The sequence below is a fragment of the Candidatus Dadabacteria bacterium genome (assembly GCA_026706695.1).
Classification (GTDB): Bacteria; Desulfobacterota_D; UBA1144; order Nemesobacterales; family Nemesobacteraceae; genus Nemesobacter.
The window spans coordinates 1-25,519 of the sequence record JAPOYE010000081.1 but is presented as its reverse complement, the minus strand read 5'-3'; the positions used below and the strand labels follow the sequence as shown (position 1 = coordinate 25,519).

Below are 25,519 nucleotides of genomic sequence, written 5' to 3'. Positions count from 1 at the left end.
CCTAAAAACCCTAATAATATAAGGTGGCTACAATTTTATGATGGTGCCGAAGGCGGGAGTCGAACCCGCACGCCCGTAGGGCACTACCCCCTCAAGATAGCGCGTCTGCCTATTCCGCCACTTCGGCACAGAATCGGACTGTAAAAAGTATCACGCAAGGGACAAATTTCAAGCGCCGAACTTGCGAAGCCGCCCCGCATGGGCAAGAAGAAGCGGCATTATCTCAGTCGCCTTTATGATTCCCAGATCACCAGATGAGCAGTGCGATTCGGAGAAACCTTCCACTCCCCCTCCCCTGCAGTATTTAGAGCTGATCATAAGGGGCACAGGGTGCCAACTGTGTGACTTCATCGCTGACGGGGTCGAGTGATCACCCGTAACGGTAAGAACGTCAACTCCGAGTCCCATGATTTCGGGGAGAAGTGAATCGAATTCCTCTATTACACCTGCCTTCGCTCCGAAATTCCCGTCCTCTCCGTAACTGTCTGTTTTCTTTACGTGGAGATAGAAAAAGTCATAATCTTCAAAATTACGAGAAAGCGTCTCGATCTCATCACCTATGGAATCTCCGGTGACCTCAAGAACATCCATCCCGAGCAGTTTCGATACTCCCCTGTACATCGGATAGGCGGCAATGCAACCTGCCCGAAGTCCGTAGGCCTCATCAAAGGTCGGAAGGTTCGGCCTCACGGAAAAACCTCTAAGAAGCATGTAGTTGGCAACGGGCTCATCCCTTATCACTTCGCAAGCCCTGTCAATCAGTTCTCCTGCGATCTCGGCCATCTTCTGGGAACTGCCATTCTCCCCGCGGGGCCTTACAGGAGTCCTGCCTTCTGCCTGCGGGTCTGTGTCGCAGACAAGCGCGTCTGATTCCGAGAGCTGCGCCAGAAATGACAGAACCACGACAAACCTGTGCTCAAGGCCCGGATAGAAATTTATTTTTACCCCGCATATCTCCTTGACGGCCGACGAAATCCTGGAAATCACCCTCTGGTTCTCCTCCGTGCTGAGCCTGCCCGCCCTCCTGTCGGTAACAACCGGGTTATCCCCTTCGTATTTCACGGTGGCGAAGTTGCCCCTCACCGCCACGTCCGACGGGCCGAGATCAATGCCGAGGCCAAGAGCCTCAAGCACGCCCCTTCCTATCTCGTTTCTGACGGGATCATAGCCGAAAAGCGCGAGGTGCGCGGCGCCGCTTCCAGGGGTTATGCCTCTCTCAACCGGCACATGCAGCCCCAGAGACCCGGACGAAGAGAGCCGGTCAAGATTCGGGGTTCGTGCCGCCTCGAGTTCGGTCTTTCCGTCAACCGGAAGCCCCCCGAGTCCGTCAAGGACGCAGAGAACTATCTTCGAGGAATTTTTCTCAACAAGTTTTGATACTAGATCCTGCATTTTTCTTCCTTGCCCGCTACCCGGGCGGAATAACATCAGGGGTCACTGAGCTCTATTTCGGCTCCGTCATACGCCGGCTCTATATGATCCGGAAGTTCCCCAAGGAGCTTTTCATACTCAAGCTCATGCCCCATGTGGGTAAGAAGGGCCCTTTTGGGTCCCAGTTTTTCTATTTCCTCTACCGCCTGCTCTATGCTGAAGTGGGCTCTGTGGGGTTTGTACCTCAACGCACCGAGTATCAGAAGGTCAAGCCCCGAGAGTTTTTCGTAGGATTCCTCGGGGATGGCGCTGCAGTCTGTAACGTAACCGAAAGACCCGATCCTGTAGCCGAGTATCTGCCAGTTGTGATGATAGATGTCGATTGGTTCTATCCTGATTCCCTCGAACCTGATTTCCCCGTTTATCTCCTTGAAGTTAAGCCTGGGTTTCCCTCCCGCGGCGGGGAAAGAATCGAATATGTAGGCGAAGTTCCGCTTTATGTCATCGAGGGTAACCGGATTTGCGTAACAGTCTATATCCATTGAATTTATGAAGTTAAACGCCTTAAGATCATCTATTCCGTGGGTGTGGTCCGCGTGGGAGTGAGTATAGAGAACAAGATCGATCCTGGTTATGCCTTCCCTCAGAGCCTGAGTCCTCAGATCGGTCGAGGTGTCGATAAGTATTTTCTTCCCGGCCACCTCAACAACCACGGAGCTTCTGGTACGTTTATTCTTAATATTATCCGATGTGCATACGTCACATTGGCAGCCCACTACGGGAACGCCGGTTGAAGTGGCACATCCAAGCACTCTGACCTTCATAGAACACGCCAAACATGGTAGAATTGATGTTGTAACAACATACATACAAATCTTCCGAAAATAAATTTACATCGGCGTAGCAACCAATATATTTCTGTGTAAAGTGAAAAGCCGCACAAAACTTTTTTCCTTCCTCATAACTTCTATCTGTATAGTTCCTATCTGTCTGCTTACACTCTCTTTCGCCACGGCGAAGGAGAAAAACAGGGCCCTCTTCGAGGAGAATTTCAAGCTTTACCGCCAGCTCGAATCAAATTCCGAAAAAGCCAAAAGAAGCGAAACGTGGGATCTCGTGGGAAACACTTTCTACAGGCTATACTCGCAGGACCCCGAGTGGAAAAACGCCCCGCTCTGTCTCTTCGCCGCTGCCAGGGTCTACGACAAGAAGTCCCTCAGGTTCAAAACGCCCGAGGACTCCGAGAAAGCGCTTCAGTACTCGCGCGAGTTTGTGAAAAGATATCCGAAAGACAGCCTGGCCGATGACTCGTGGCTTCGGGTGGGAAGGATCCTTGAGCGCAGGGGGGATAAAAAGGGAGCCGCCACGGCGTACCAGAGAATCGTCTACGGAATGGAGGAAGCAGATACCTACGAGATAGCCAAGAAGAAGCTGGCGACACTCACGGGAGCAAAAACTTCAAAGAAAACGAAGCCCGCGGCAAAAAAAGCGCCGCCCAAAAAATATCCCAAGGGATACGCCGTCGTAAAGAAAATAAGGCACTGGTCAACGGATGATTATACGCGGGTCGTAATAGAGGCCGACAGGGAGATCAAGTACACATCCAACATGCTGCGTGCCGACCCCGAGTTAAAGACCCCTCCCCGTCTTTACGTTGACCTTGAAAAAACCGTCATATCGGATTCGGTCAACATCGAGCCCATCACGAAAGGACTTCTCGAGAGGATAAGTTTCGCGAGCAACCGCCCGGGAGTTTCGCGCGTCGTGCTCTACATAAAGGATCTGGAGGGCCACAAGGTCTTTTCGCTGAGAAAATCGGAACAGAACCCTTCTTTCCGGCTCGTTATGGACATAAAGGGAGCGGGAGCGCAGCCTGAGAAGATATTCGCCAAGGACGCTCCTTCTTACGACAAGCAGGGACCCTCTCTTGAATCCAAGGTTCCCGAAGGAGAGATAGCGAGCCTAAAGCAGGCCTTGGGACTCAAGGTAAGGACCATAGTGATCGACCCGGGCCACGGAGGACATGATCCGGGCGCCATAGGTCCAAGCGGCCTCAGGGAAAAGGACGTAAACCTCAAGATAGCCAAGAGGCTTAGGGAGAGGCTTATAGAAGAGGGAAAGAGCTTCGGCATAGAAAACGTCTACCTTACAAGAAGCACCGACAGGTTCATTCCTCTTGAGGAGCGCACGGCAATAGCGAAAAAAAGAAAGGCAGACATTTTCATATCCATACACTGCAACGGGGCAAGAAGGAAAAAGGCGCACGGGATAGAGACCTACATACTGGGCTTTACAGACGACCAGACATCCCTGCAGCTCGCGGCCAGGGAGAACGCCACCACGACCAAGGGACTGAATGAGCTTGGAAGCACGCTCAAGCAATACATACTCAGCGCCAAGAAAGAAGAGTCCCAGCAGGTCGCCGGTTACGTGCAGAAATCCATAATCCAGAGCGTTTCCGTGAAATACAAGTACGTAAACAACAAAGGAGTGAAAAAGGCGCCTTTTGTCGTGCTGATCGGCGCGGACGTGCCGAGCCTGCTGATTGAAACCTCCTTCATAACAAATCCCAGAGAGGAAAAAAGACTGAAGAGCGAAGCCTACATAAATAGAATAGTGGACGGAATAGTTCTGGGAATAAAGAAGTACTCAACGCAGACCCAGAAAGTCTCCTGAGGCCCCCGCGTATTTTATGAACAGCGTAAACAATGAGATCGCGAAAATATTCTCAAGGATAGCCGATTCCCTTGAGATTCTGGATGAAAACGGCTTCAAGATAAACGCCTACAGAAAGGCCTCGCGCAACATCTCTTCAATGCCGGACTCCCTTGAGGAATTCGACGGGGAAAAGGAACTCTCGACCATACCGGGAGTCGGGAAGGATCTTTCCCAGAAAATAATCGAGCACAGGCTCACCGGGAAGATCTCCTACTACGAGGAGATAAAAAAACAGGTTCCGGACGAACTCGCAGAACTTCTCGACATAAGAGGAGTCGGACCGAAGTTTCTTCGCACTCTCGTAAAGCACTTCGGGGTAGCGGACATCGAAAGCCTTAAGGAAACCATCGCCAGTCCGGAGATTCTCGAGGTAGACGGCATAGGAAAAAAGAAAATCGAGCAGATATCGCGCTCGATAGAGGTTTTCGAGGGCGGGAAAAAGAGAATGAGGCTTACAGAAGCCCACCCTCTTGGCACAGCAATAAAAGAGGAAATAGAGGAAATCCCCGGCGTCCTGCGGGCCGAACTCGCCGGTTCGCTTCGAAGGATGAGGGAAACCGTAGCGAACATAGACATAATCGCCTCGGCGGATGACCAAGCGGGAGTGATTGAGGAATTCATAGCCCTCGGCTTCACCAAGGAAGTTCTCCGCAGAACCGAAAACAGCGCGCGGATCCTCACGCAGACAGGAGTGCGGACCGATCTTCTTGTCGTAGAGCCCCACTGCTACGGCTCAGCGCTTCAGAACCTGACAGGCTCGCGTTCCCATAACGCAAGAATAAGGGAGATCGCGGAGGCTAAGGGGCTTGAGACGGGTCCCATGGGCATCCGAAACGGTAATGGGTATTTTTCCTCCGAGGAAGAAATCTACGAATCCCTCGGGCTAGACTACTTTTCCCCTGAGCTGCGGGAAAACCGCGGAGAGATTGAAGCGGCACGCACAGGGGAACTTCCCGCGCTGCTTGCGGTAGAAGACTTAAGGGGAGACCTTCATGCCCATTCGACCTGGAGCGACGGAGCGTCAACGATACGGCAGATGGCGGACAAGGCGGCCTCGCTCGGCTACGAATATATAGCCATGACGGACCACTCGCCCTCTTCGAGAATAGCAAAAGGGCTCAGCATAAAGAGACTATGGCAGAAAAAAGAGGAAGTGGAGAAAATAAACTCCGAGGGCAGAGCGATAAGAATACTCATGGGTTCCGAGGTCGACATACTGCGCGACGGCTCTCTTGATTATCCAGATGAAGTGCTTCGGGAGCTTGATTTCGTCGTCGCGTCGGTTCACGGCTCTTTCTCGATGGAAGAGAGGGAAATGACAAGACGGATATGCGGCGCTATAGAAAACCCCAACGTGGACGCTCTGGGGCACCCGACCGGAAGGCTGATAGGACAGAGAGAGCCCTACAGGGTCGACATAGACGCCGTTATCGAAACCGCGAGAGACCACGATAAGGCGCTTGAGATAAACTCATCCTACAAGAGGCTTGACCTTAAGGATACTCACGCCAGGAAAGCCGTTGAGGCCGGAGTGAAAATCATGGTGTCAACCGACGCCCACAGGATACAGCACCTTGAAAGGATAATTTTCGGGGTCGGAACGGCAAGGCGGGGATGGGTGAAGAAAACAGACGTCGTAAACACTTACGGTCTTTCCGAACTCCTTAAATGGCTTGCAAGCCACGACTCGTAAAATGGCCCGACTCACCAAAAAGCAGGCCCGGGCGGAAATATCCCGCCTGAGAGAGGAAATAAGGCGCCACGATCATCTCTACTACGCGGAGAACAACCCCGAGATTCCCGATGCCGATTACGACAAGCTCATGAGAAGGCTCGTTGAGCTTGAGCAGGACCACGGTCTGGCCGTCCCTGATTCCCCATCGCAGAGAGTTGCGGGAGAGGTTTCTGAGCAGTTCAATCCATTCTCCCACGTAATTCCAATGATGAGCATTGATAACGCGGTGGATGAGCAGGAAACCAGAGAGTTTGACAGGCGGATAAAAAGATTTCTCAAGACCGAAGAAGAAATCGAATACGTCCTGCAGCCCAAGTTCGACGGAGTCTCGGCATCGCTTACCTACGTCGAAGGGAAACTGCTCCACGGCGCCACCAGGGGAGACGGGAAAACGGGAGAGGAGATAACGGCGAACCTAAAGACCGTGAGGTCCGTTCCCCTAGCTCTTTCGGGGCGAGGCCGAAAGCCAAAGCTGGTCGAGATAAGGGGGGAGGTCGTATTCCCGAAAAGCCTGTTCGCAAAGCTGAATGAAGAGCTTAAAAAACTTAATGAAGGACTTGAGAAAGAAAACGAAACTCTCTTAAAAGAAGAGAAAAAACCGAAGCCTCTCAAGATGCTGTTTAAAAACCCGAGGAACGCGGCTTCGGGTTCGCTTCGCCAGCTTGACTCCTCTGTGACCGCGCGACGTCCCCTGCACTTTTACGCCTGGGGAGTGGGTAGCTGCGAAGGGGTGGACTTCAGAGACGAACTTGCAATATACGAGGCTTTCCATAAATGGGGGTTCATTGCCGAAGAGCCGAGAGGCTGCCTGGGCATCGACCAGGCCATTGAGTACGCGAGAGAGCTTGAGCGAAAAAGAGATTCCATTGATTATGAGATCGACGGGGCCGTTTTGAAGGTAAGAAGCAGAAGGCTGCAGGAAATCCTGGGAGCAACGGCGAAATATCCCCGCTGGAGCGTGGCCATAAAGTTCTCTCCCAAGCAGATAACCACGAAAATAAGAGATATAACCGTCCAAGTCGGAAGGACGGGACACCTCACCCCGGTGGCCGAGCTTGAGCCGGTAAAGATATCCGGCATAGAGATAAAAAGGGCGTCTCTTCACACGGAGGACACCGTAAGGGAAAAAGACGTGAGGATCGGCGACACCGTAGTTGTGCAGAGAGCGGGAGACGTGATCCCAGAAGTGGTGGAAGTCGTCCCCTCGGGGGAAGAGAGAAAAGAAAGTTTCTCCATGACGAAGGCCTGCCCCCGCTGCGAAACCCCGATTAAGAGAGAAGGCTCATTTCATCTGTGTCCGAACACCTCCTGTCCCGCGCAGATCAAAGGAAGAATAAGTCTTTTCGCTTCGAGAAACGCTTTTGACATAGAAGGACTCGGGGGGAAAAGAGTGGAGCAACTGATAAACGAAGGAATTCTTCGAAACATGGCGGATATTTTCGCCCTCAGAAGGGAGCAGCTTCTCGGGCTTGAGGGGTTTGCGGAGAAGTCCGCCGACAACCTCCTAGAAGAGATAGAAAAAAGCAGGGATATAAGCCTCGGGAGATTCCTAAACTCTCTCAGCATAAAGCACGTGGGCACAAGAACCGCGCAGACGCTAGCACGTGAATTCAAAACCCCTGAGAATCTCATGGCAGCCACAAGCGAGGATCTTCTCCAAGTGGAAGGCGTAGGCGAGGAACTGGCGCAGAGCATACTCGAATTCTTTGAGGATCCAGAGAGAAAAAGCGTGGTGGAAGCGCTTCTGCGTCAGGTGAGAATAGAAAAAGAACCAGAATCGTCAGGGGAAAACGAAAAAATCGCCGGAAAAACGTTTGTCCTGACAGGCACTCTTTCGGTTCCCCGGGAGCAGGTAAAAAGCGAGATAGAGAGACTCGGGGGGAAAGTCGTTAACTCGGTATCCGGAAAGACCGATTTTCTGGTTTCAGGAGCGGACCCGGGAACCACGAAACTTCAGAGAGCCCGCGAGTTCGGAACGGATATCATTACGGAAGAACATCTGAAAAGCCTCATAGGGCTTTAGTTCCGTGTCTTTGTCTGTACACCTCGTAGAGAAAGATCCCCGCGGCTACGGAAGCGTTTAGAGATTCCACCTTCCCCTCTCTTGGAATGGAAAGCAAAAAATCGCATTTCTGCCTTGTCTTGCTTCGCATTCCCCTGCCCTCGTTCCCGATCACAACGGCTATATCAAGCGAAGCGAAGTCGCAGTCACAGACCGCATCCTCGGAACCCGCATCAGCTCCCGCGACCCAGACCCCTTTTTTCTTAAGAGTATCGATCACCCTGCCGAGATTCGTCTCCCGGGCGATCTTTATGTTGGCCGAAGCTCCGGAAGAAACTTTTACCACCGTCGGATTCACATCGCACGCCCGGTCAGCGGGTATCACGATCCCATGGACTCCGAGAAAATCCGCAGTCCTTATTATGGCGCCGAGGTTCTGCGGGTCTTCTATATGATCGAGAACAAGAAGAAAAACCTTCTCCTGCCTTTCCCTCGCCACACTGAGAATCTCCTCGACCGAACTGTAAGTAAAATCAGAGATTTCAGCCGCTATGCCCTGGTGATTCGGGCTTTTGCATATGTCCGTAATCGCGTTTCTGGGAAGATGGGTGAGTTTTATGCGGAATTTCTTGATCGAGGCGTTAATCCCCGGGTCAGAAGAAACGTCGAAATTCTCCGATACCATGATTTTCCTTATCTCCCGAGGAGAATTGCGGAGAAGTTCGGCGACCGAGTTCTTGCCGTAGACAATCAACGCGGACTCTCCACGACCCCGAAACTCTTCTTAACGTAGTTAACCTTGTACAGTATGTTGTCGTTGATCCACTTGGCGTCCCACCACTCAAGCGGCCTCACCGGAACTCCCTGGACGTAAACCCCGAAGTGCAGATGATCTCCAACGGCAAGCCCGGTAGTGCCCGTCCTCCCCACGATATCTTTTTTCCCCACGCTGTCCCCGACGCTCACATCCATCGAGCTCAGGTGGGAGTAAAGACTCATAACCCCCATTCCATGGTCAACGATAACCGTATTGCCGTATATGCCGAGGTGCTCAGCGAAGACCACCACTCCGGTGTTGGAGGCGGGAACGGGATATTTTTTAGTAACCGAGAGGTCGTAGCCGAGGTGATACTGGTTGTCGATCACGTTGCCGTCCAGCAGGTATTTCCTGTGGTCCGCAAACGTCGCGCCCACCTTGGAATTGCGAAGCTGGTTGAACTTCCCTTTCCAGAGAATCTCGCCGCCGCTCTGTCTTCCGATCTCGTATATCCTGTTGTCGTTTTCCTTTCTTGTTTCGCTGTTGATCTTCAGAAACGCCTTACGCAAATCAGGTTTCCCGTCATCTCCGACCGGGGAATAGCCGTAGACCTTGGTGAAAAGCGGAAGCACCTTGCTTTTAAGAAACCACTCGGAGAGGCCTATCTCATCCTTTACGTACGAGGCCCGAAGAAGCCTGTAATAAACAGATTCCCTCGCTTCGTTGCCGGCCGCGTCAGCCGCAAGAATTTCTATCTTCTCACCCCTGTCCGCATTATACGGGTAGGCGAAAAAGGCAAGGTATACCGAGGGGTCCTCGAAGTATCCCGTGTAGCCTTCAAAAAAGAGATCTTTTATTTCAACGCCGCTTGAGACCGTGTCCTCGGAAACCTTGTAAATGACGACTCCCGCGCCCCCGTGTCTTATGTACAGCGCGGGCGAAAGTTCCTGTATCTGGGGAGGGATGAAATCCAGGGTGACTCTCTGGCTGAAAACAGCCTTTTTCCCGGGGAGAAGACCATTCATGAAACGGTCAGTCGCCTCTATTAAAAGTTCCGCCGCGCCGCTTTTTATACCAAGCTTCTCGGGGTTGATTCTCACGCTTATCACATCGCTTTTAGTTCCTTTCTTGTATTCTTTTTCAACAAGAACGGATTCCCCGTAAGCGTCAAGCAGAGAGATGCGGACCTTGGAAAGCCCTGTGCCCTTGTCAGACACCGTCACCTCAAGGGGCTTTAAGCCGAGACTCTTAACATCCCGCTCAAGGGATATGACGGGAGGGCTCATCTCGGCAATGGAGATAACTTTTATGAGAGCAATGATCAGAAGCACAATCCCAAAAACAGCCGCAACCTGTTTTCCGGACACCTTTAGCATTTAAAACAACCTCCTTCGAATTACCGTAGCAGCTTCGCTTATAACATCATAAGAACAGCCCGGATAGCGCAAGTGAACCTGAAAGAAACCCTGTTTCCGCACCCCCTCAGGGATCTCAAACTTGCCTCTCGCACGATCCGGTTCTACGGGGAAAAGCCCGCAGCGAACAGAACATTTCTTTGGAAAGGACCTTCCGGGCACCTCAGGTGAGTTCTGTTTTTATTTGGCGGCTTTTAAGTATAATAGGCTTGTTAGGAAAATCCAGATCTATACAGCGTAACAGAAGAGAAGTTCCCTGCGTTTTTACTAAGGACAGTGCGTCGAAGAACGATTTTTTTTATATTCACGGCAGTAATCTGCGGCATTGTCCTGGGGCTTTTTCTGTTCTCCCAGACCGAGGGAAGCCGCCAGTACGCAAAAAACCTCATAGAGCGAAGGCTAAACTCAATCCCCAATTTCCATATCAGCCTCGGAGATATCGAGGGAAGCGTAATCTCCACGCTGGAGATAAGCGATATTGAAGTAAAAATAGCCGGAGAGAGTCACATGAAGATCGAAAAACTCTCGACGAACTACTCAATTCCGCTTCTTTACTCAATGATTTCGAGAAAGAAGCTCTACTTGTCCGACACGGAAATACAAGGTCTCAGGGTTTTTCTCGCAAAGGACAGACGCGGGGTATGGGATTTCAAGAAACTCAAGAACGAGGACAAAACCGCCGAGGGCCCGCAAGGGGAAAGAATAAGCCTCATTTTCGCGAATAACAGAATCCGCGATTCCCGCGTTACGATTGTTGACCGCACTAGAGACAAGGTCTGGGAATTTGACCTGGTTGAGGAGTCTCTGTTCTCGATAAACATCATTGAACTGACGAAAAAGATCGAACTTGACGCAAAGGACATGAATTTCGACTACGTGTCCCCCAGAATCAGGATAAGGAACCTCAAGGGGAAAATCGATATAGCTTCCTGGGACTGCGTATTCAAGGACGCAGGATTTAAGGTTGAGGGCGTGCCGGTCAGGGGAAGCGGGGTCGCGAGAGGCCTGAGGAACCCCGAATTCGACATGACCGTGTATTTCGACACGCTCGGAATAAACGGAAAGGGAGAGATAAATCTCAAGGCAAAAACAAAAGTCAAGATGCACTCCTTAGACAACATGGTCGGCACGATGGAGCTCTCGACACCCGATTCTTTTCTTAACGGAAAGCCGTTTCGGATGGACCTCAGACCTGTAACCATTAAAGGGACAAAAACCTTTATAGAAGGCACGGCAGGCGGAGGATTCGGGGAGTCAAGCCTGAGGGGCAGCATCGACTTTAGGAAATGGCTCGCAGGGGGAGAGAAGAACTGGTTTGATCTCACCGCGGAGCTAAGCGGCGCGAACACGGATGAACTGACCGAGATACTCAACCGCACCCCCTACCCGCTTAAGTTCGGAGACAACCCGAGGCTGAACTCGAATCTCAGGGTAAGCGGCAGCTGGGCGAGCAGGGAAATCTATTCCCTTCGGATCGAACCCGATTATCTCGACGTAATAGACAGCGAGCAAAGCAGCCTTCGGATCGAAGGTTACATGACGTTCAGAAACGACGGTACGGATTTCGATTTCACCTCAAAGGCAAAAGGATTCAAGCTGAAACTCGAATTCCCGGATATCACAATTGACAACCATGTCGACGGAAACGCGACTTTTAAGGGGGCGATACCGAAAAAAGGCAAATTCTTTGAAGACAAGTACCTGCGAGTAAACGCCGATCTTAAAACAGACGAACTGTACGGAATAACCAGCATAAACTCCCGGATAGACGGCAGCATTCAAAAAGGAACCCTGACGGTAAACAGGCTTAAGGTCCTGTCCGATCAATTTTCCCTGTCCGCGGAAAAAACCAAAGGAGCGCAGAAGGGTCTTGACTGCGTTTTTGAATTCAAAACGCAGGACCTGAGTTTTCTCTCCGAGATTGACGAAAGGATTCCTCTGGTTTTAGGAAAAATAGACTCAAGCGGAAAAATCAGCGGAGACATTTTCACTCCGCTTATCGAGGCGAACTCGCGCGTAGAGGACTTCGCCTATGAAGAAGATTTCATAGCTCAGGAAATGTCCGTACGGTCAAGCACCCGGATTGATTTAAAAAACACCCCCAAGGTATCGCTTGACATATATCTGCTGGGAGAACGGGCCCGCGTTCTCGGCAATTACTCGGACACTATCGAGGCAAAGCTTCGGGGAACGGAAACTCTCTTTGACGCGGGCGTTCTTTTGAGCAAGAAAAACGGTTCCTACGCCTCTTCAGAATTCAGCGTTAGCGACCTTCTGGAAGACGAGAAAAAATTAAGGATGACCTATCTTGAAGGTCTTCTGGACGAAAAACTGTTTAAAAACAAAGGAGATATCTTCCTTGATATATCTTCGGACAGAGCAAGTATTCGGGGAGATGAATTTCTCTACGGAGAGGGGAAAATCTCCGACTTTCTGGGAGAAATCGACAGGAAAGAAAAAACGATCGAACTGCGGGCCGAGATAACAAACTTCAATCCGCTGATCATATCGAAGGTTCTTAATTTCAGACACGACCTGGGGGGAACTCTCAACGGAAAAGTCCGAGCCAGCGGTTCTCTCACCGCTCCTTCCGTCCAGGCCGAAATAAGATCGGAAGGCTTCTCTTACGGATTCCCAGCATCGGGAGACATGAAAATCAGGCTCGATGGCGAAAAAGGAAAGCTTTCTCTGGACCTGCTATCCTCCCTGGAACAAAAGGAAAACCTAAGCTTGCGAGGAGATCTGCTGGTTCCGCGAAATGCGCAGAGCCCGCTGGAAGCGATAATGGGAACTTCGATTGACCTTGAATTGAAGTCGGATGGATACGGCCTCGGGTTCATGGAAATTTTTTCAAATTCGATAGAGAAGATCGATGGCGACTTCTCATCCGGCAGTCTTTCTCTGAACGGCACCCTCTCAAGACCGCGTGTAAAAGGGAATCTTGAGCTAAACGGCATGAGACTCTCTCTTGCCCAGCTCAGAAACAGTCTGTTCACCGAGCACGCGAAGCTTTCGCTCAGCGGGACAAAACTCTCCTTGCCAAGGACGGAAATCCTCTCAAAACAGGGGAGAGCCTACCTGAAAGGCAGAATGGACATCTCCGATTTCACCTACCGCGCGAATCTTGAGATGGAGAAAGTCCGTTTTAATCCTCATTCGATAAAAACGGATCTCTCCGGTGATCTCAAGATAGAAAAAAAAGGCGAATTTCTTAAAGTAACGGGAAAAACCAAGGTCACTGCGGGAAGAATTCGCCTGTACCCGGGCAGGATAAAAAGCATAAGAGACATCAGCTTCATAGAGAAAACCGAAAGTCTGGCCGATGAGTTTTCACTTGAGGCACAGAATGAAACCGGCTTTTACAGAGAAAAAACCGCGATGGATATCTCAGTCGATATCTCCTCAGGCACATGGATTAAAACCAAAGAGGCCAACTTCAATACAAGAGGAAAACTGAGGCTTAAGAAAGAACCGGGCGGAGACCTCAACATGCAGGGAAACATAGTGTCATCCGAGGGATATTACACGGTCTTCGGCAAGCTTTTCGACATAGAAGACGCCACGCTTAATTTTACGGGGGCGTCGAATAACCCGGATCTCAACGTCAAGGCCTACTACGACGCCGACGATGTTGACGTGTACGTAAACGTCACGGGAGACCTGAGGGAACCGGACCTGTCTCTCTCAAGCACTCCCGATCTTGAAGAAATCGACATAATCTCCTATATAGTCTTCGGAGCTTCGAGCAACAGGCTCCAGAACCAGCAAAGGGCCTTTGTTGGGAAATTCGCGACCGCGGTTGCCACAGGCGGAATTTCGGAGCTTTTAAGCTCTGAGATCGGTCTTGACCTCCTGAGCATACAGGAAGGAGACCGAGGGTTTGAGGACAGCACGCTAAAAGTCGGCTCCTACGTCACAAGAGATATCTTCGTCGGCTACGAGAGGTCGCCCTCCAAGACCTCGCTTGATCACACGGTGGAGATGCGTAACAAGCTCAACCTCGAATGGAGACTGAACAGAAGATTCTCGATTGAAAGCCAGATGGGGGGAGAAAACCCCGGAGTCGATTTTTTCTACAATTTCAATTATTAAAAGCCCAAACTTCGGGCATATTCTTCCCGGAAACTGTAACGGAGAAGCGCAATGAGCGGGGAAAAGCCTATCGTAGCCATAGTCGGAAGACCAAATGTCGGCAAGTCCACCCTTTTTAACAGAATAATAGGGTGGAACAAGACGATAGTAGAGGATATCCCTGGCGTCACGAGAGACAGGGTCTATGAAGACACCCGATGGAAGGAAAAGGAGTTCACCTTGGTTGACACCGGAGGGCTTTCTCTCGGCGAAGACGACCAGGACTACTCACTCATAAAAGAGCAGATAGACGTGGCTATCTCGGAAGCCGATCTCGTGGTGATGCTTTTTGACGGCAGGGACGGGGTCCTGCCTCAGGATTCCGAGATAGTGCGGTATCTTCGAAAGACCGACAAGAAAGTCATCTACGCCGTAAACAAAATCGACCATGGGAACATAAAACAGGTGCTGAAGACATACGAATTCTACGGGACGGGCACGGATGACTTCATGGCGATTTCCGCGCTTCACAACAAAAATATCTACGAACTCGCGGAGCAGATCGCTTCCTGCATAGAAACTTCCGTGCAGCCGGAAGCAGAATCGGAAGAGTCAGAAGAGACGAGAATCGCCGTTATCGGCAAACCCAACGTGGGAAAATCCACCCTAGTGAACAGGATACTCGGAGAACAGAGACTCATAACAAGTTCCACGCCCGGCACGACACGCGACTCCATTGACTCCGTATATGAAAAAGACGGAAAGAGATACGTCTTTATTGATACCGCGGGCATAAGAAGGAAGTCAAGAATAGACGCCCCGGTTGAGAAACACAGCGTTTTCCGGGCAATAAGGTCCATCGAAAGAGCCCACATCGTACTGCTGATGATAGACGGTCAAGAAGGCCCGACCCACCACGACTCGCGCCTCGCGGAACTGATTAAAGGCAGAAACAGGGCCCTTATAATACTGCTTAACAAATGGGATCTCGCTCCCGAGGACATAGCGGACCCCAAAGAGGTTGAGGAGGTAACAAAGGAGAAACTGCCCGGGGTTGACTACGCCCCCGTGCTGACCATCTCCGCTCTTACCGGCAAGAAAGTCGGGAGAATCTTTGACGTTGTCGAGCGGGTGGAGGAAAATTTTAAAAGAAAGATATCCACGGGAAAGCTAAACAGGTTCCTCGAAGACCTTACAAAACGCCATCCTCCCCCGGTCTACAGAAGAAAGGAGATCAGGCTTTTCTACATCTCGCAGCCTTTCACCGCACCGCCGACATTTACGATCTTCACGAATTCGGCAAAGGGCATCCCGGAGAACTACAGAAGGTTCCTTGAGAACAAGTTAAGGGAGTACGCGGACTTCGAGGGGTCTCCCCTCAGGCTTCTGTTTCGGGACAGGGAAGGAAAGGAAGTCTAGCTTACCGGACCTCGAGTATTATTCTCTGTACGTCCGCGGTCCGCTCGGCAGCGGAACACATTTCCATCACCCTGCGCCTTGAGTTTCGGCCCATTTCACCCCGGGCCTCCGCGTCCCACGCAAGAATCGAGACGCTCTCCCCCATCTCCTGAAAATCCCCCGGTGCGCAGAGAAAACCGGTCTTTCCGTCCTCAACGGCCTCCGCTATTCCCCCTATTGAAAAACCCACGACGGGGAGACTGAACGCCATCGCCTCTATCACTGACCTCGGGAAAGGATCCGGATAATTGGACGGAATAACGAAGAGGTCAAAATCCTTAAGATACGGCCTTACGTCCTTTCTGTACCCGGTGAAGATAAAGCTATCCCGCACCCCCAGTCTCTCCGCATGATCCTCAAGCTCCCGCAGGTGGTTTTTCGGAAAGAACCACGGAGTATCTCCGACTATAACGAACTTTGTTTTCTCCCTGATATTGCCGTCCGAGACAAGTCGGCTTACAGTGTCGATGAATTCCACGTAGCCCTTTCTCGGAACCACCCTCCCGGTGTTTCCGACAAGCACCGTATCCGGCGGAATGGAGAACTCCTCTCTTAGAGAACCCCGAACGGAATCCCTGTCGAAATCCGCGGGGTCAATGCCGTTATAGACGACGTGAACCTTGTTTTTTGCCCTCTCAAACGGCTTGGCCGTGGCGCGGGAAACGCATATTATCTTCTTCACGCACTGAAACCCCGAGAGCGTTTCCATTAAAGATTTCATAAACCGCGTCTGCTGTATGTTCCTTACGTGCCAGATAACGGGTTTTTTGTTTTTCCTCCCGATCAGAGTTCCCACGATTTTCCCAAGGGTTCCGTTACAGTAGACAATGTCGATTCCGTTTTCCCTGATTATCTTAGGGGAACCGCAAAGCAGGCGGAGCATATTCACTATGTTTACGATTATGGAGAAAACTCTCATAAGACCCGGGGCCCGCGTTGTGTCCGCCACCATTGTTGATTTCTGTATGTTCTCGGGAAACCTGGGGTCGACTATGACGTTTTCAAAGATGCCCTCGGATTTCAGGCTCTCAGAGAATATGTCGTGTTTCGGCACGAGCACAAAAGGGTTTATCTTATCCCGGTCGATGTACTTCAGTATGTAGAGAAGGCTTCTTCCCGGTCCTCCGTCCCTTACCGAGTGATTGATGAAAAGCACGTTTGTTTTTTTCATATCGGCTGATATTGCGGTAAAATCCCCCGGAGTGTCAAAGCGGAAAAGAAAAATAAACTAATATGAATTTCATGTTATCTTTTATGTCAGGCAAATTAAAAATCGAGGAATCTTAATGCACACAAAAACCTGCGCAAGCGCCGTGAAAATCTACCTGTTTTTCCTCTTTATTTCCTTATTCGCAGTTTCAGGGTGCGGTCTGGATGTTGATTTCGGCGGAAGCGGGAACAATGGAAACGCCGATGTATCTCATGAAGAAACGATAGAGGGCACCATCAGGGATGTGCCGTCCGCTTACGAAGGAGCAAGCTTTGTCATAAAGGCATGTGTCGTGGAAAACGGGGATATACGAAACTGCGAAGTAAGAGCAATTGAAGAGGACATATTACAGGACGATAAATTTTCCCTAAAGGGAAATCTCGACCCGGAAGTTCAGCTTCAGATTTTTGAGACCGGGGACGAATCTTCCCAAATCGGCGCGGGGAGAAGAAATGTTTTCCCCGGATCTGTGGTTAAAATTGGAGATATAGATATAAAGGATCAAAGGATATCTTACCGAGAAAAAGTCGAAATAACTTTCAATGGAGAAGTTGACGTTGAAGGGAACAAAGATTGTACAGACGAAGACGATGAACTAAACGGAGAAATATTGATTAAGATATCAGCCGAGGGCAGTGAAACTGTAACAATAACCGTCAGACTGGATAATACGGGAATAGAGGGAGAAGATAACCCCAGATGTGATCAACTGGCTCCTGGGCGCCAGATTGAAATAAGAGACGGGGAACTGACGGATGAGCCCAGAACCGTAAGAGCAGTAGAACCGCTCCGCCTACTCTAAGACCTCCGTTATCTTCCCTCCATGGTCATACGTGCCCTCTCTCTTCCTTTCTCCGTAAGAAAAAGCTTTCCGCCCGCAACAGCTATTTCTCCTTTCCGCTTCAGAAATTCAACCACTTTTGACGCGAAATCAGCCGACCGAAACATGCCCCTGCTGTCGGGATGGTTCTTTACCGTCTCCCCTCTTTCCTGGTTGTAAAGACTCACGAGAAGCGAAGCTTCGGCAAAATCCATTCTCTGTCTCCTTTTTTCTCTTATTATGCCGAAGAGTCCCCTTTGGGGAGCAAGGAGAAAAACCACGAGGAAAAATAACCCGCACACAAAGGCCATTGAACCCGCTATGTTAACGTCAAGCCAGTTGGCGACCCAGAACCCCGAAACGGCTGCCGAGATTCCAAAGACCACGCTCAGGAGAATCATCCTGAAAAGCGAATCCGTAAGAAGGTAGGCACAGCACGGCGGAATCACTATAAGCGCTATAACAAGTATCGAGCCCACGGCGTCAAACGCCCCGACGCATGTAAGCGACACAACAGCCATAAGCAGGTAGTGGATGAGTCGGGGACGGAACCCTATTGACGACGCAAAGCTCTCGTCAAAAGTCGACACCTTAAGCTCCTTGTAGAAAAAGGAAATGAAAAGCAGGTTCAGAAGAAGAATCGAACCCATTACGTAAACCGCTTTGGGTCCCAGGTCCATACCCGAGAGAATCAGGCGGTTAAAAGGAGCGAACGCTATCTCTCCGAGAAGCACGGAGTGGGTGTCAATATGCACGTTTCGCGCGTACTTGGAAAGCAGTATGACCGCCACGCTGAAAAGAAACGGGAAAACTATCCCTATCGACGCGTCCTTTTTAACCAGCCTTGCGCGGTTAACCGCCTCTATGAGCGAAATCGCAAGCACCCCGCTTGCGGCGGCCCCTATTATGAGAATCGGCGATGAAAGGTCCTTCACGAGAAAAAAAGCGAGAATTATGCCGAGCAGAATGGAATGGCTGATCGCGTCAGTCATCATGGACATTCTTCTTAGAACAAGAAACGCCCCCGGTATGGCGCATGAAGCCGCGACTATGACGGCTACCAGCTGTATATCAAACTGATGCGGACTCATCCGTTATTCCCCACCGGTGAAAGCCTCCTGGTCTCGCGAATACCGCTTGGGGTGAGCCGCCAGTTCTCTTCGCCCGCTCTCTCCACGTGCCCCGCCGCCTGCAGATGCAAAAGACTTTTTCTCACGTTAAACCCCTTCTCGCTTCCAAGCGCAAGCAGCTTCTCGGAATGCGCGTAGCCGGGGTCGTTATGCTCAAGAGCCAGATCGTGCAGGGCTTTTAAGACGTAATCCTTCCTTATCTCCCTTCTGCTCCTGGCGTCTTTGAATCTCAGGGTGAAAAATCCGTTCGGCGAGAAAAGAACCGAAAAAAAAGCGATGACGCTCACGCAGACTATAACCGCCGGTCCCGTCGGCACGTTCTCAAGCCCGGCACTTAGCGCAACACCGGTTACGCCGGAGACGGCCGCTATTGAGGCCGCAAGAATCACCATCGAGCCCATACCGCCGGTCCACTGTCTGGCCGCAACCGCGGGGGCAATGAGCATTGAGCTCATAAGCACGACCCCTACTGTCTGCAGCCCGATTACTATTGCCGAAACTATGACGGCCGTAACGAGCAGGTCCAGAGACTTAATGGAAAAGCTCATAGTTCCCCCGAAATCCGGATCGAAGCAAAGAAGTTTGAACTCTTTCCAGAAAAGTCCCACAACCAAAAGGGCGAAAAGCCCCGTAACACCTATAACAAGGACGTCTTTTTCGACAAGCGCCTCCGCCTGACCGAAAAGAAACTTATCAAGCCCCGCCTGGTTGGCGTCCGGCATTTTCTGCGCGTAGGTAAGAAGAACAAGGCCAAGCCCGAAAAAGACAGAAAGCGCCATCCCCATAGCGCTGTCGGTTTTTATCCTCGAGTTGCTCGTAACTAGGTTGATCAGAAAAACCGCCAGGACGGCGGAGAGCGCGGCCCCGATAAAGATCGGCAGCTGTTCCTTGACTCCCATTATGAGGAAGGCAAGCACTATTCCGGGAAGGGCCGCGTGCGACATGACGTCGCCCACGAGGCTTTGCTTTCTAAGCACCGCGTAAGAGCCGACCACGCCGCTTACAACCCCAAGGGAAGCCGCTCCCAAGAGAATGGTCCTGGCCGTATAGTCAGAGAAAAGCTCAACCGCAAATTCAAGCATCACACTGCCCTTTTGGCCGATTTTCTTTCGGGGAAAAAGGAGGTCTTGCCTCCGTAAGCCTTCATGAGATTCTCAGAATTAAAGACCTCATCCACCCTCCCCGAGGCCACAAGTCCCACATTCAGAATGGCGATCCGCTGGTAGTACTCGGAAACGGTGTTAAGATCGTGATGAACCGCAAGCACAGTTTTTCCCCCGGCGGCAAGTTCCTTCAGTATCCTGACTATCGCTTTCTCGGTCGTAGCATCAACCCCTTGGAAAGGCTCATCCAGAAGGTAAACCGATGCGCTCTGAACAAGGGCTCTTGCGAGGAAAACTCTCTGCTGCTGCCCTCCGGAGAGCTGGCTTATCTGCCTCTGGGCAAACTCAAGCATATCGACTTTCTCAAGGGCGCTGAGCGCCTTTTCATGCTCCTTTCTTCCGGGACGTCTTATCCATCCCAGGTCTCCGTAACTGCCCATTTTCACCGTATCCACTACGGAAGTGGGAAAATCCCAGTCTACAGAACCTCTCTGGGGAACGTAACTCACTTCCTTTCTCTGTTTTTCGTAAGGTTTACCGTGGATGGAGACGACTCCCGCAACGCGCGGAACAAGTCCTTGGATAGATTTTATCAGGGTTGTCTTGCCGGCGCCGTTCGGTCCCACAACGGCGACTATCGACCCGCTTGGAATCTCAAGGTCTATATCCCAGAGAACGGTCTTGTCGCCGTAAGCGACGGTAAGGTCCGTCACACGGACTGCCGGAACGGCCGGATTCTCCTCTCCGCTGCTCATTACCCATCTCCGGCGGCTTCGGCTTTGGAATCGGCAACCTCGATACTGCGACTGAGCGATTCCACGATAGTATCCACGTTGCTTCTGAACATCCCTATGTAGCTACCCTCTTCTGTTCCCGGGCTGCCCATCGAGTCCGAGTAAAGACTGCCGCCTATCCGGACATCAAAACCTCTTGCCTTGACCGAGGCCCGAAGGGCACGCATGTATCTGGGAGAGATGGAGGTTTCAACGAAAACTGCCGGAATTTTTCGCTCGGCAATTACCCTTGAGAGATTTTGTATATCCGCAACGCTCGCTTCAGAATCGGTACTTATTCCCTGAAGCCCCATTACCTCAAATCCGTAACCTCTTCCGAAATAATTAAATGCATCGTGGGCCGTTATAAGGACTTTTCTTTCGTGGCGCAACAAGGCTACCTTCTTCTGTATGTAAGACTGCAGAAGATTCAGTTCTTTGAGATAGGATTCGGCGTTCTGCTTGTAGATAACGGCGTTTTCCGGATCGTAGAGTGAGAAAGCCTCCTTGACCACCTTGGCCGCTTTTTTCCACAGAGCGACGTCAAACCAGATATGCGGATCGTAGTATCCTTCGTATTCCTCGGGAGAAAGAAGCAGGGACTTGTCGATTCCCTCCGCAACCCCTACGGTGAATATCCCGCTTTTTTTCATCTGCGCAAGAACATCCGTAATCTTTCCCTCGAGGTGAAGACCGTTATAAAAAATCATGTCGGCTCCGGCAAGCTTTTCCACGTCCCCGGCGCTCGCTTTGTAAAGATGCGGGTCAACCCCGGTTCCCATGAGGGAGATGACCTCCGCTTTTTCCCCGGCGACGTTCTTGACCAGATCCCCGATCATAGCGGTGGTCGTAACCACTTTTATCGTGCCTTCTCTTTTTACGCTTCCGCTGCTTTCAGCGCAGGCCACACAGAGCACCAGCAACGCAGAAAGCATAAAAAACCTTATGCCCGCTATCATTTTCATTTTTTCCTCTCTCAGTTGTTCGCTTTCTCAACCAGTATGTACTTGGCAGCGTTTCGCCCTATGGGATATTCCTTCCCGGTCAGCTCGACGATTATGGGACCCTTAAAAGGCTGCTTCGAAACAACCGTCATCTCGGTTTCGGGGTAAAGCCCTATCCCGCCCAAGTAACGAAGCAGTTCCGGGTCATGATCGCTCACTTCAACCACTCTCACCAAGGTGTCAGGCTCCACATCCACAAGAGCGTCGCACTCCCTCACGATCATGGTGCCGTCTCGGCGCGGGATCGGTGAGCCGTGCGGGTCGGTGACCGGATAACCGAGAAACTTGTCGATCCTGTCTTCAAGATCCTCTGAGAGCACGTGTTCCCATTTCTCGGCTTCCTGGTGCACCTGGTCCCAAGGAACGCCTAGCGCCTCCTTCAGGTAAAGCTCGATAAGCCGGTGATGTCTGATTATCTCAAGAGCTATTTTCCTGCCAGCGGGAGTAAGCTTCACCCCTTGGTAGCGCTTGTGGGTTATAAGCTTTTTCTCCGAGAGCTTTTTCATCATGCTCGTAACCGAAGCCGGAGACACGCCCAGTTTTTCCGAAAGTGCGCTGGTCGAAACCTTCCCCTCGGAAGTCTCAATCTCGTAAATGGCCTTAAGGTAATCCTCTATTGATTGCGAAAGCATCTTTTTTCTCTTTATCCAAGTAAAAACGCTTAAAATTCAAACAGGCAAAAAAATATTTTAGTCTTGTCTAAATTCATTTTTAATTCTAGCGAAAACAAAACCGCTGTCAAGCAAATATGACTGGTTTCGAAAAGAACCGCTTATGGCTTACAATAAACCCCATGCGAAACCCCCGGGGCATAAGAGAAAACCTTGTTCCGAGCCTTCTGGTTTTCCTCTCTCTCTTTCTTTTCTTCTCTTGTTCCGAAACGCTGAATCCAGGAAGGAATTCTGACAAAGCTCCTGCTTCTGACCACCCGCCCGCTCGTGCTGAAACGGAGGGTCGGAAAAAACAGATCTTAAAACCTCAAGACGCCCTTACTGTGCTTAACTCTTTCCCTCACGATCCGGCCGCCTTCACTCAGGGTCTTGTTTACAGAGACGGGTTTCTTTATGAAAGCACGGGGTTATACAGAAAGTCGTCTCTTAGGAAAACGAATCCGGCTACGGGAAAAGTACTTGCCAGAACAGATCTTCCCCGTGAGTTTTTCGGCGAAGGTCTTGCCATAATAGGCGATAGCGTATACCAGCTCACATGGAAGTCCGGTCAAGGCTTCATATACGGCAAGGAAGACCTGAAACGCAGGGGGACATTTACCTATTCCACGGAAGGCTGGGGGCTTACCGACGACGGAACGCAGCTCATAATGAGCGACGGAACCGAAAAACTGTATTTTCTCTCCCCAGAGAGCTTCGAGGTAACGAAAGTCTTAAGAGTAAAGGAAAACGGGGCGGCAGTTGCCAGGCTTAACGAGCTCGAATACGCGGAGGGAAGAATCTACTGCAACATATGGCACTCGGACGACATAGTGGTCGTAGACCCCGAAAGCGGAATCGTGAAGAGGCGGATAAACCTGGGGCAACTCAGGGAAAGGCTCAGTCTTTCGAACGAGGCCGGAGTGCTTAACGGAATCGCCTGGAAACCCTCTTCCCGCACCTTCCTTATTACCGGAAAGAACTGGTCTGAGGTTTTCGAGATAAAACTCACTTCCCCTTGAAGCGGCAACCCAAGCGGGTAGACTCATTTTCCCTTCTGTGTCCCCGTAGCTCAGTTGGATAGAGCGCAGGATTCCTAATCCTGAGGCCGCAGGTTCGAATCCTGCCGGGGACGCGCTGAAAAGAAAGGGTTAATTCCCAAGTATTCTGTTGCCTGAAAAGAAAATTCTTAGTCCAATTCCCAATACATAATTGTATTTCTGCAAACTAATCGCCTTGTTTCTCTCAGTATCCCGTCTATCGCCTCGACATCGTCAGCTTTTCCTGTAGTGATCTTTTTCAAAGCATTCTTCCCGCTGCTTGCATGTATGAAAATCAGATTTATATTTATAGCGGAGGCTGTTATACGTGAACATTCTGTGCACACACCCTTATGAAGAAGAGATTGAAGTCAGTTTGACTTTAAGTCCGTTTATTACGGATTGGTCCGTAGCGCAATCAAAATTTATCGCCGGAATAGTTGATAAATTTGACAATTGGCTGAGAATCCGACCATCAGACTTCAGGATGACAAAATCCGATTCTTTAGGAGAGGTCCAGTGTTCATGCCAGCTGTTCGCTGGAGCGTGCAGGATTGTTTTGAGTCCAGACTTCCTGCGGCTAAGTTTTGCTCGAATAACCAGAAAAGACATTCCAACTGTTGATGAAGTTCTCCGTAGATCAATGGAATGGTGTTCAACAGATTTCAGCAATCATGAACAGGTACTGCTGTCACATACATCCAACAGGCATGTGGAGGTTGTAAGCGGGCACTCCGCTGATTACTACCTGTCTCAGTTCACACATAAAAAAGTTGTCGATGTTATGAATTCAGAACAGGAAACCAAGTACCAACCATCTTTTCATCTGACGCTCTCGGATAAAAACAACACCTGGACGCTTCGCCGATTGCTGGAAGTATCGCAAGCAATCGAAGATGGCCTGTTCATCAACACACAGATACACTTGTTTTCTGCACAGAACATGAATTTCTCCGGTCAGAAACAACTGCTGGAAAAACTCTATAGGCTTGCGGACCAATCGACGGGAATAGAATACAGGGACAATCAATGAACCAAACCGTAAATATGGGGACAAATACCACCTACCTTTTGCCGGAGTTGCAATACGGCATAAGTGGCCGGCTTCTTTCTCACGCAAACACAGAGAATCTGTCCGGTTTCCAAAAAATTCCTGCTCAAGAACGAGAGGTTTCTTTTGGCAGCAGTCCATATAAGACTGGATTTACAGTCACTAGAGAGACAGGATATCCGCAGAATCAAAACCTATCTGCACAAGATTCGTATGCAGAGTGGTATGCTGATGCGTTAAAACAGTTGGAGGAACTGGACGCAGAAGTAGCTGAAGAAAGATTGCCAGAAATCAGTTCCAATACTAAACAACAGGCCAAGATAATTATTAAAAAATTGAAGAACCAGAGTCTGGCACCCATTATCTACCCAACTGAAGAAGGAGAGATTGTTATTCAGTTTAAATCACCTGTAGAACCTTCAATAGTTGCAATTGAACTCGACAACAATGGGCAAGGAGCCTGTTTCTCTTACATAAACGGGAAAAATCGGCGTGCTCGATACCAAGATTCCTCTGAACTTCCCGACGGATTTGTGAGAGAGCAGCTGCAATTATTGAATGAATCGTAAGGGAATCAGAATGTGCCGACTTCCCGACCTTACTGACAATGAGCGGCTTGGCAGAAGCATCTTTTCCAGAAGATTGTCGAAAAGGGCTCAGAGCAGTGGTCAAATTCCCAGGGATGTTTTTTTGGAAAGTCACGACGCGGAATCCATATCCGTTGACAGAATGGATAGAGCGCTTGTTTCGGAAATGGCTTCATTAGCCGAAGACCGGGCGAGAGACAGGATCCCAAGCAAAAAATTTTACGGTTGGGCTATAATCACTGTGCTCTCCGCTTCAACCAACGGAAGAACAGTTGAAGCTACACCGACTGCCGATAATGCTTACCATACTGACATCTTTCTGAATATAGACGAAAATATAGTTGGGAAGGAAAGGCGAGATGAACAGAAACAGCACGCCGTGCAGTTGGCAGCTTGTTCAGAATGGCAAGATAGACCTAGACCGTAGTCCCGGCCATTTGAAAGAAGCAAGATCATGGCAAACAAGGTTCCAGCGTTACTCGGGTTGAACATGCTATAGAGCCTCTTGCAAAATTATTGATTCAAGCGGCTTCCTGAAGAATCTTACCACTTCCATGGTGAACAGAACAGATAAAGTGCGAGAAGAGACCGATTTACGTCTGTTTTTGGGGCAAACTTGCCGCAATT

20 protein-coding genes and 2 tRNA genes are annotated in these 25,519 nt (G+C 50.4%); 11 read left to right on the top strand and 11 right to left on the bottom strand.

The genetic code is table 11. From position 1 onward, the window contains the following. Positions 1-41: 41 nt before the first annotated feature. From OXG10_05970 to OXG10_05960, 3 genes are all read right to left on the bottom strand, one after another. A tRNA-Leu gene (locus OXG10_05970) sits at positions 42-127 on the bottom strand. A gap of 41 nt (positions 128-168) precedes the next feature. Next, a complete protein-coding gene (locus OXG10_05965) occupies positions 169-1,392 on the bottom strand; it encodes a 2,3-bisphosphoglycerate-independent phosphoglycerate mutase (GenBank protein MCY3826909.1) in 1,224 nt (407 codons plus the stop codon). Between the two features lie 35 nt (positions 1,393-1,427). Continuing rightward, the gene (locus tag OXG10_05960) at positions 1,428-2,195 is read right to left on the bottom strand and encodes an MBL fold metallo-hydrolase (GenBank protein ID MCY3826908.1); all 768 of its coding nucleotides are present in this window, start codon (positions 2,193-2,195) and stop codon (positions 1,428-1,430) included. Between the two features lie 103 nt (positions 2,196-2,298). Here OXG10_05960 and OXG10_05955 point away from each other — a divergent pair, with 103 nt between their 5' ends. From OXG10_05955 to ligA, 3 genes are read left to right on the top strand one after another with little or no spacing between them, the layout of a single operon-like run. Further along, on the top strand, positions 2,299-4,047 hold the full coding sequence (locus OXG10_05955) for an N-acetylmuramoyl-L-alanine amidase (protein MCY3826907.1): 1,749 nt from the start codon (positions 2,299-2,301) through the stop codon (positions 4,045-4,047). A 16-nt stretch (positions 4,048-4,063) separates the two neighbouring features. Beyond that, positions 4,064-5,782, top strand: a complete 1,719-nt coding sequence (gene polX, locus OXG10_05950; GenBank protein MCY3826906.1) for a DNA polymerase/3'-5' exonuclease PolX — start codon at positions 4,064-4,066, stop codon at positions 5,780-5,782. 1 nt (position 5,783) lies between these two features. Further along, positions 5,784-7,847: an NAD-dependent DNA ligase LigA gene (gene ligA, locus OXG10_05945; GenBank protein ID MCY3826905.1), complete on the top strand. Its 2,064-nt coding sequence runs from the start codon at positions 5,784-5,786 to the stop codon at positions 7,845-7,847. Here the strand turns inward: ligA and rlmB are convergent. Continuing rightward, complete coding sequence (gene rlmB / locus OXG10_05940; GenBank protein MCY3826904.1) at positions 7,834-8,580, bottom strand: 23S rRNA (guanosine(2251)-2'-O)-methyltransferase RlmB; 747 nt, start codon at positions 8,578-8,580, stop codon at positions 7,834-7,836. The genes ligA and rlmB overlap by 14 nt on opposite strands. Continuing rightward, positions 8,577-9,959 (bottom strand): M23 family metallopeptidase, encoded by a 1,383-nt coding sequence (locus tag OXG10_05935; GenBank protein MCY3826903.1) that lies wholly within the window; start codon positions 9,957-9,959, stop codon positions 8,577-8,579. Before OXG10_05935 ends, rlmB begins: the two co-directional genes overlap by 4 nt. 315 nt (positions 9,960-10,274) lie before the next feature. Between OXG10_05935 and OXG10_05930 the strand changes: the two genes are divergently transcribed. After that, the gene (locus OXG10_05930) at positions 10,275-14,090 is read left to right on the top strand and encodes a translocation/assembly module TamB (GenBank protein ID MCY3826902.1); all 3,816 of its coding nucleotides are present in this window, start codon (positions 10,275-10,277) and stop codon (positions 14,088-14,090) included. 51 nt (positions 14,091-14,141) lie between these two features. After that, a complete protein-coding gene (gene der, locus OXG10_05925) occupies positions 14,142-15,488 on the top strand; it encodes a ribosome biogenesis GTPase Der (protein ID MCY3826901.1) in 1,347 nt (448 codons plus the stop codon). Position 15,489: 1 nt separating this feature from the next. On the opposite strand, the gene OXG10_05920 is transcribed toward der, so the two are convergent. After that, a complete protein-coding gene (locus tag OXG10_05920) occupies positions 15,490-16,698 on the bottom strand; it encodes a glycosyltransferase family 4 protein (protein ID MCY3826900.1) in 1,209 nt (402 codons plus the stop codon). A gap of 115 nt (positions 16,699-16,813) precedes the next feature. Here OXG10_05920 and OXG10_05915 point away from each other — a divergent pair, with 115 nt between their 5' ends. Further along, on the top strand, positions 16,814-17,539 hold the full coding sequence (locus tag OXG10_05915) for a hypothetical protein (GenBank protein MCY3826899.1): 726 nt from the start codon (positions 16,814-16,816) through the stop codon (positions 17,537-17,539). A gap of 8 nt (positions 17,540-17,547) precedes the next feature. On the opposite strand, the gene OXG10_05910 is transcribed toward OXG10_05915, so the two are convergent. The 5 genes from OXG10_05910 to OXG10_05890 are packed head-to-tail and all read right to left on the bottom strand — an operon-like array spanning position 17,548 to position 22,199. Then, entirely contained in the window at positions 17,548-18,648 is a 1,101-nt protein-coding gene (locus OXG10_05910; protein ID MCY3826898.1) for a metal ABC transporter permease, read from the bottom strand. Beyond that, complete coding sequence (locus tag OXG10_05905) at positions 18,645-19,769, bottom strand: metal ABC transporter permease (protein MCY3826897.1); 1,125 nt, start codon at positions 19,767-19,769, stop codon at positions 18,645-18,647. Before OXG10_05905 ends, OXG10_05910 begins: the two co-directional genes overlap by 4 nt. Beyond that, on the bottom strand, positions 19,769-20,545 hold the full coding sequence (locus tag OXG10_05900) for a metal ABC transporter ATP-binding protein (protein ID MCY3826896.1): 777 nt from the start codon (positions 20,543-20,545) through the stop codon (positions 19,769-19,771). The genes OXG10_05905 and OXG10_05900 overlap by 1 nt, the downstream gene beginning before the upstream one ends. Continuing rightward, positions 20,545-21,528 carry a zinc ABC transporter substrate-binding protein gene (locus OXG10_05895; GenBank protein ID MCY3826895.1) on the bottom strand — a complete coding sequence of 328 codons (984 nt, stop codon included), beginning with the start codon at positions 21,526-21,528 and terminating at the stop codon, positions 20,545-20,547. Before OXG10_05895 ends, OXG10_05900 begins: the two co-directional genes overlap by 1 nt. Before the next feature lie 11 nt (positions 21,529-21,539). After that, entirely contained in the window at positions 21,540-22,199 is a 660-nt protein-coding gene (locus tag OXG10_05890; GenBank protein MCY3826894.1) for a metal-dependent transcriptional regulator, read from the bottom strand. A gap of 116 nt (positions 22,200-22,315) precedes the next feature. Here OXG10_05890 and OXG10_05885 point away from each other — a divergent pair, with 116 nt between their 5' ends. The 5 genes from OXG10_05885 to OXG10_05865 all read left to right on the top strand — a co-directional run bounded on the left by OXG10_05885 (position 22,316) and on the right by OXG10_05865 (position 25,319). Beyond that, positions 22,316-23,236 (top strand): glutaminyl-peptide cyclotransferase, encoded by a 921-nt coding sequence (locus tag OXG10_05885; GenBank protein MCY3826893.1) that lies wholly within the window; start codon positions 22,316-22,318, stop codon positions 23,234-23,236. A gap of 39 nt (positions 23,237-23,275) precedes the next feature. Then, positions 23,276-23,349 (top strand) — tRNA-Arg (locus OXG10_05880). 233 nt (positions 23,350-23,582) lie between these two features. Then, a complete protein-coding gene (locus OXG10_05875) occupies positions 23,583-24,287 on the top strand; it encodes a hypothetical protein (protein MCY3826892.1) in 705 nt (234 codons plus the stop codon). Further along, positions 24,284-24,874: a hypothetical protein gene (locus OXG10_05870; GenBank protein MCY3826891.1), complete on the top strand. Its 591-nt coding sequence runs from the start codon at positions 24,284-24,286 to the stop codon at positions 24,872-24,874. Before OXG10_05875 ends, OXG10_05870 begins: the two co-directional genes overlap by 4 nt. A 121-nt stretch (positions 24,875-24,995) precedes the next feature. Further along, positions 24,996-25,319, top strand: coding sequence for a hypothetical protein (locus tag OXG10_05865; protein ID MCY3826890.1), 324 nt, complete (start codon positions 24,996-24,998; stop codon positions 25,317-25,319). Positions 25,320-25,519 lie beyond the last annotated feature (200 nt).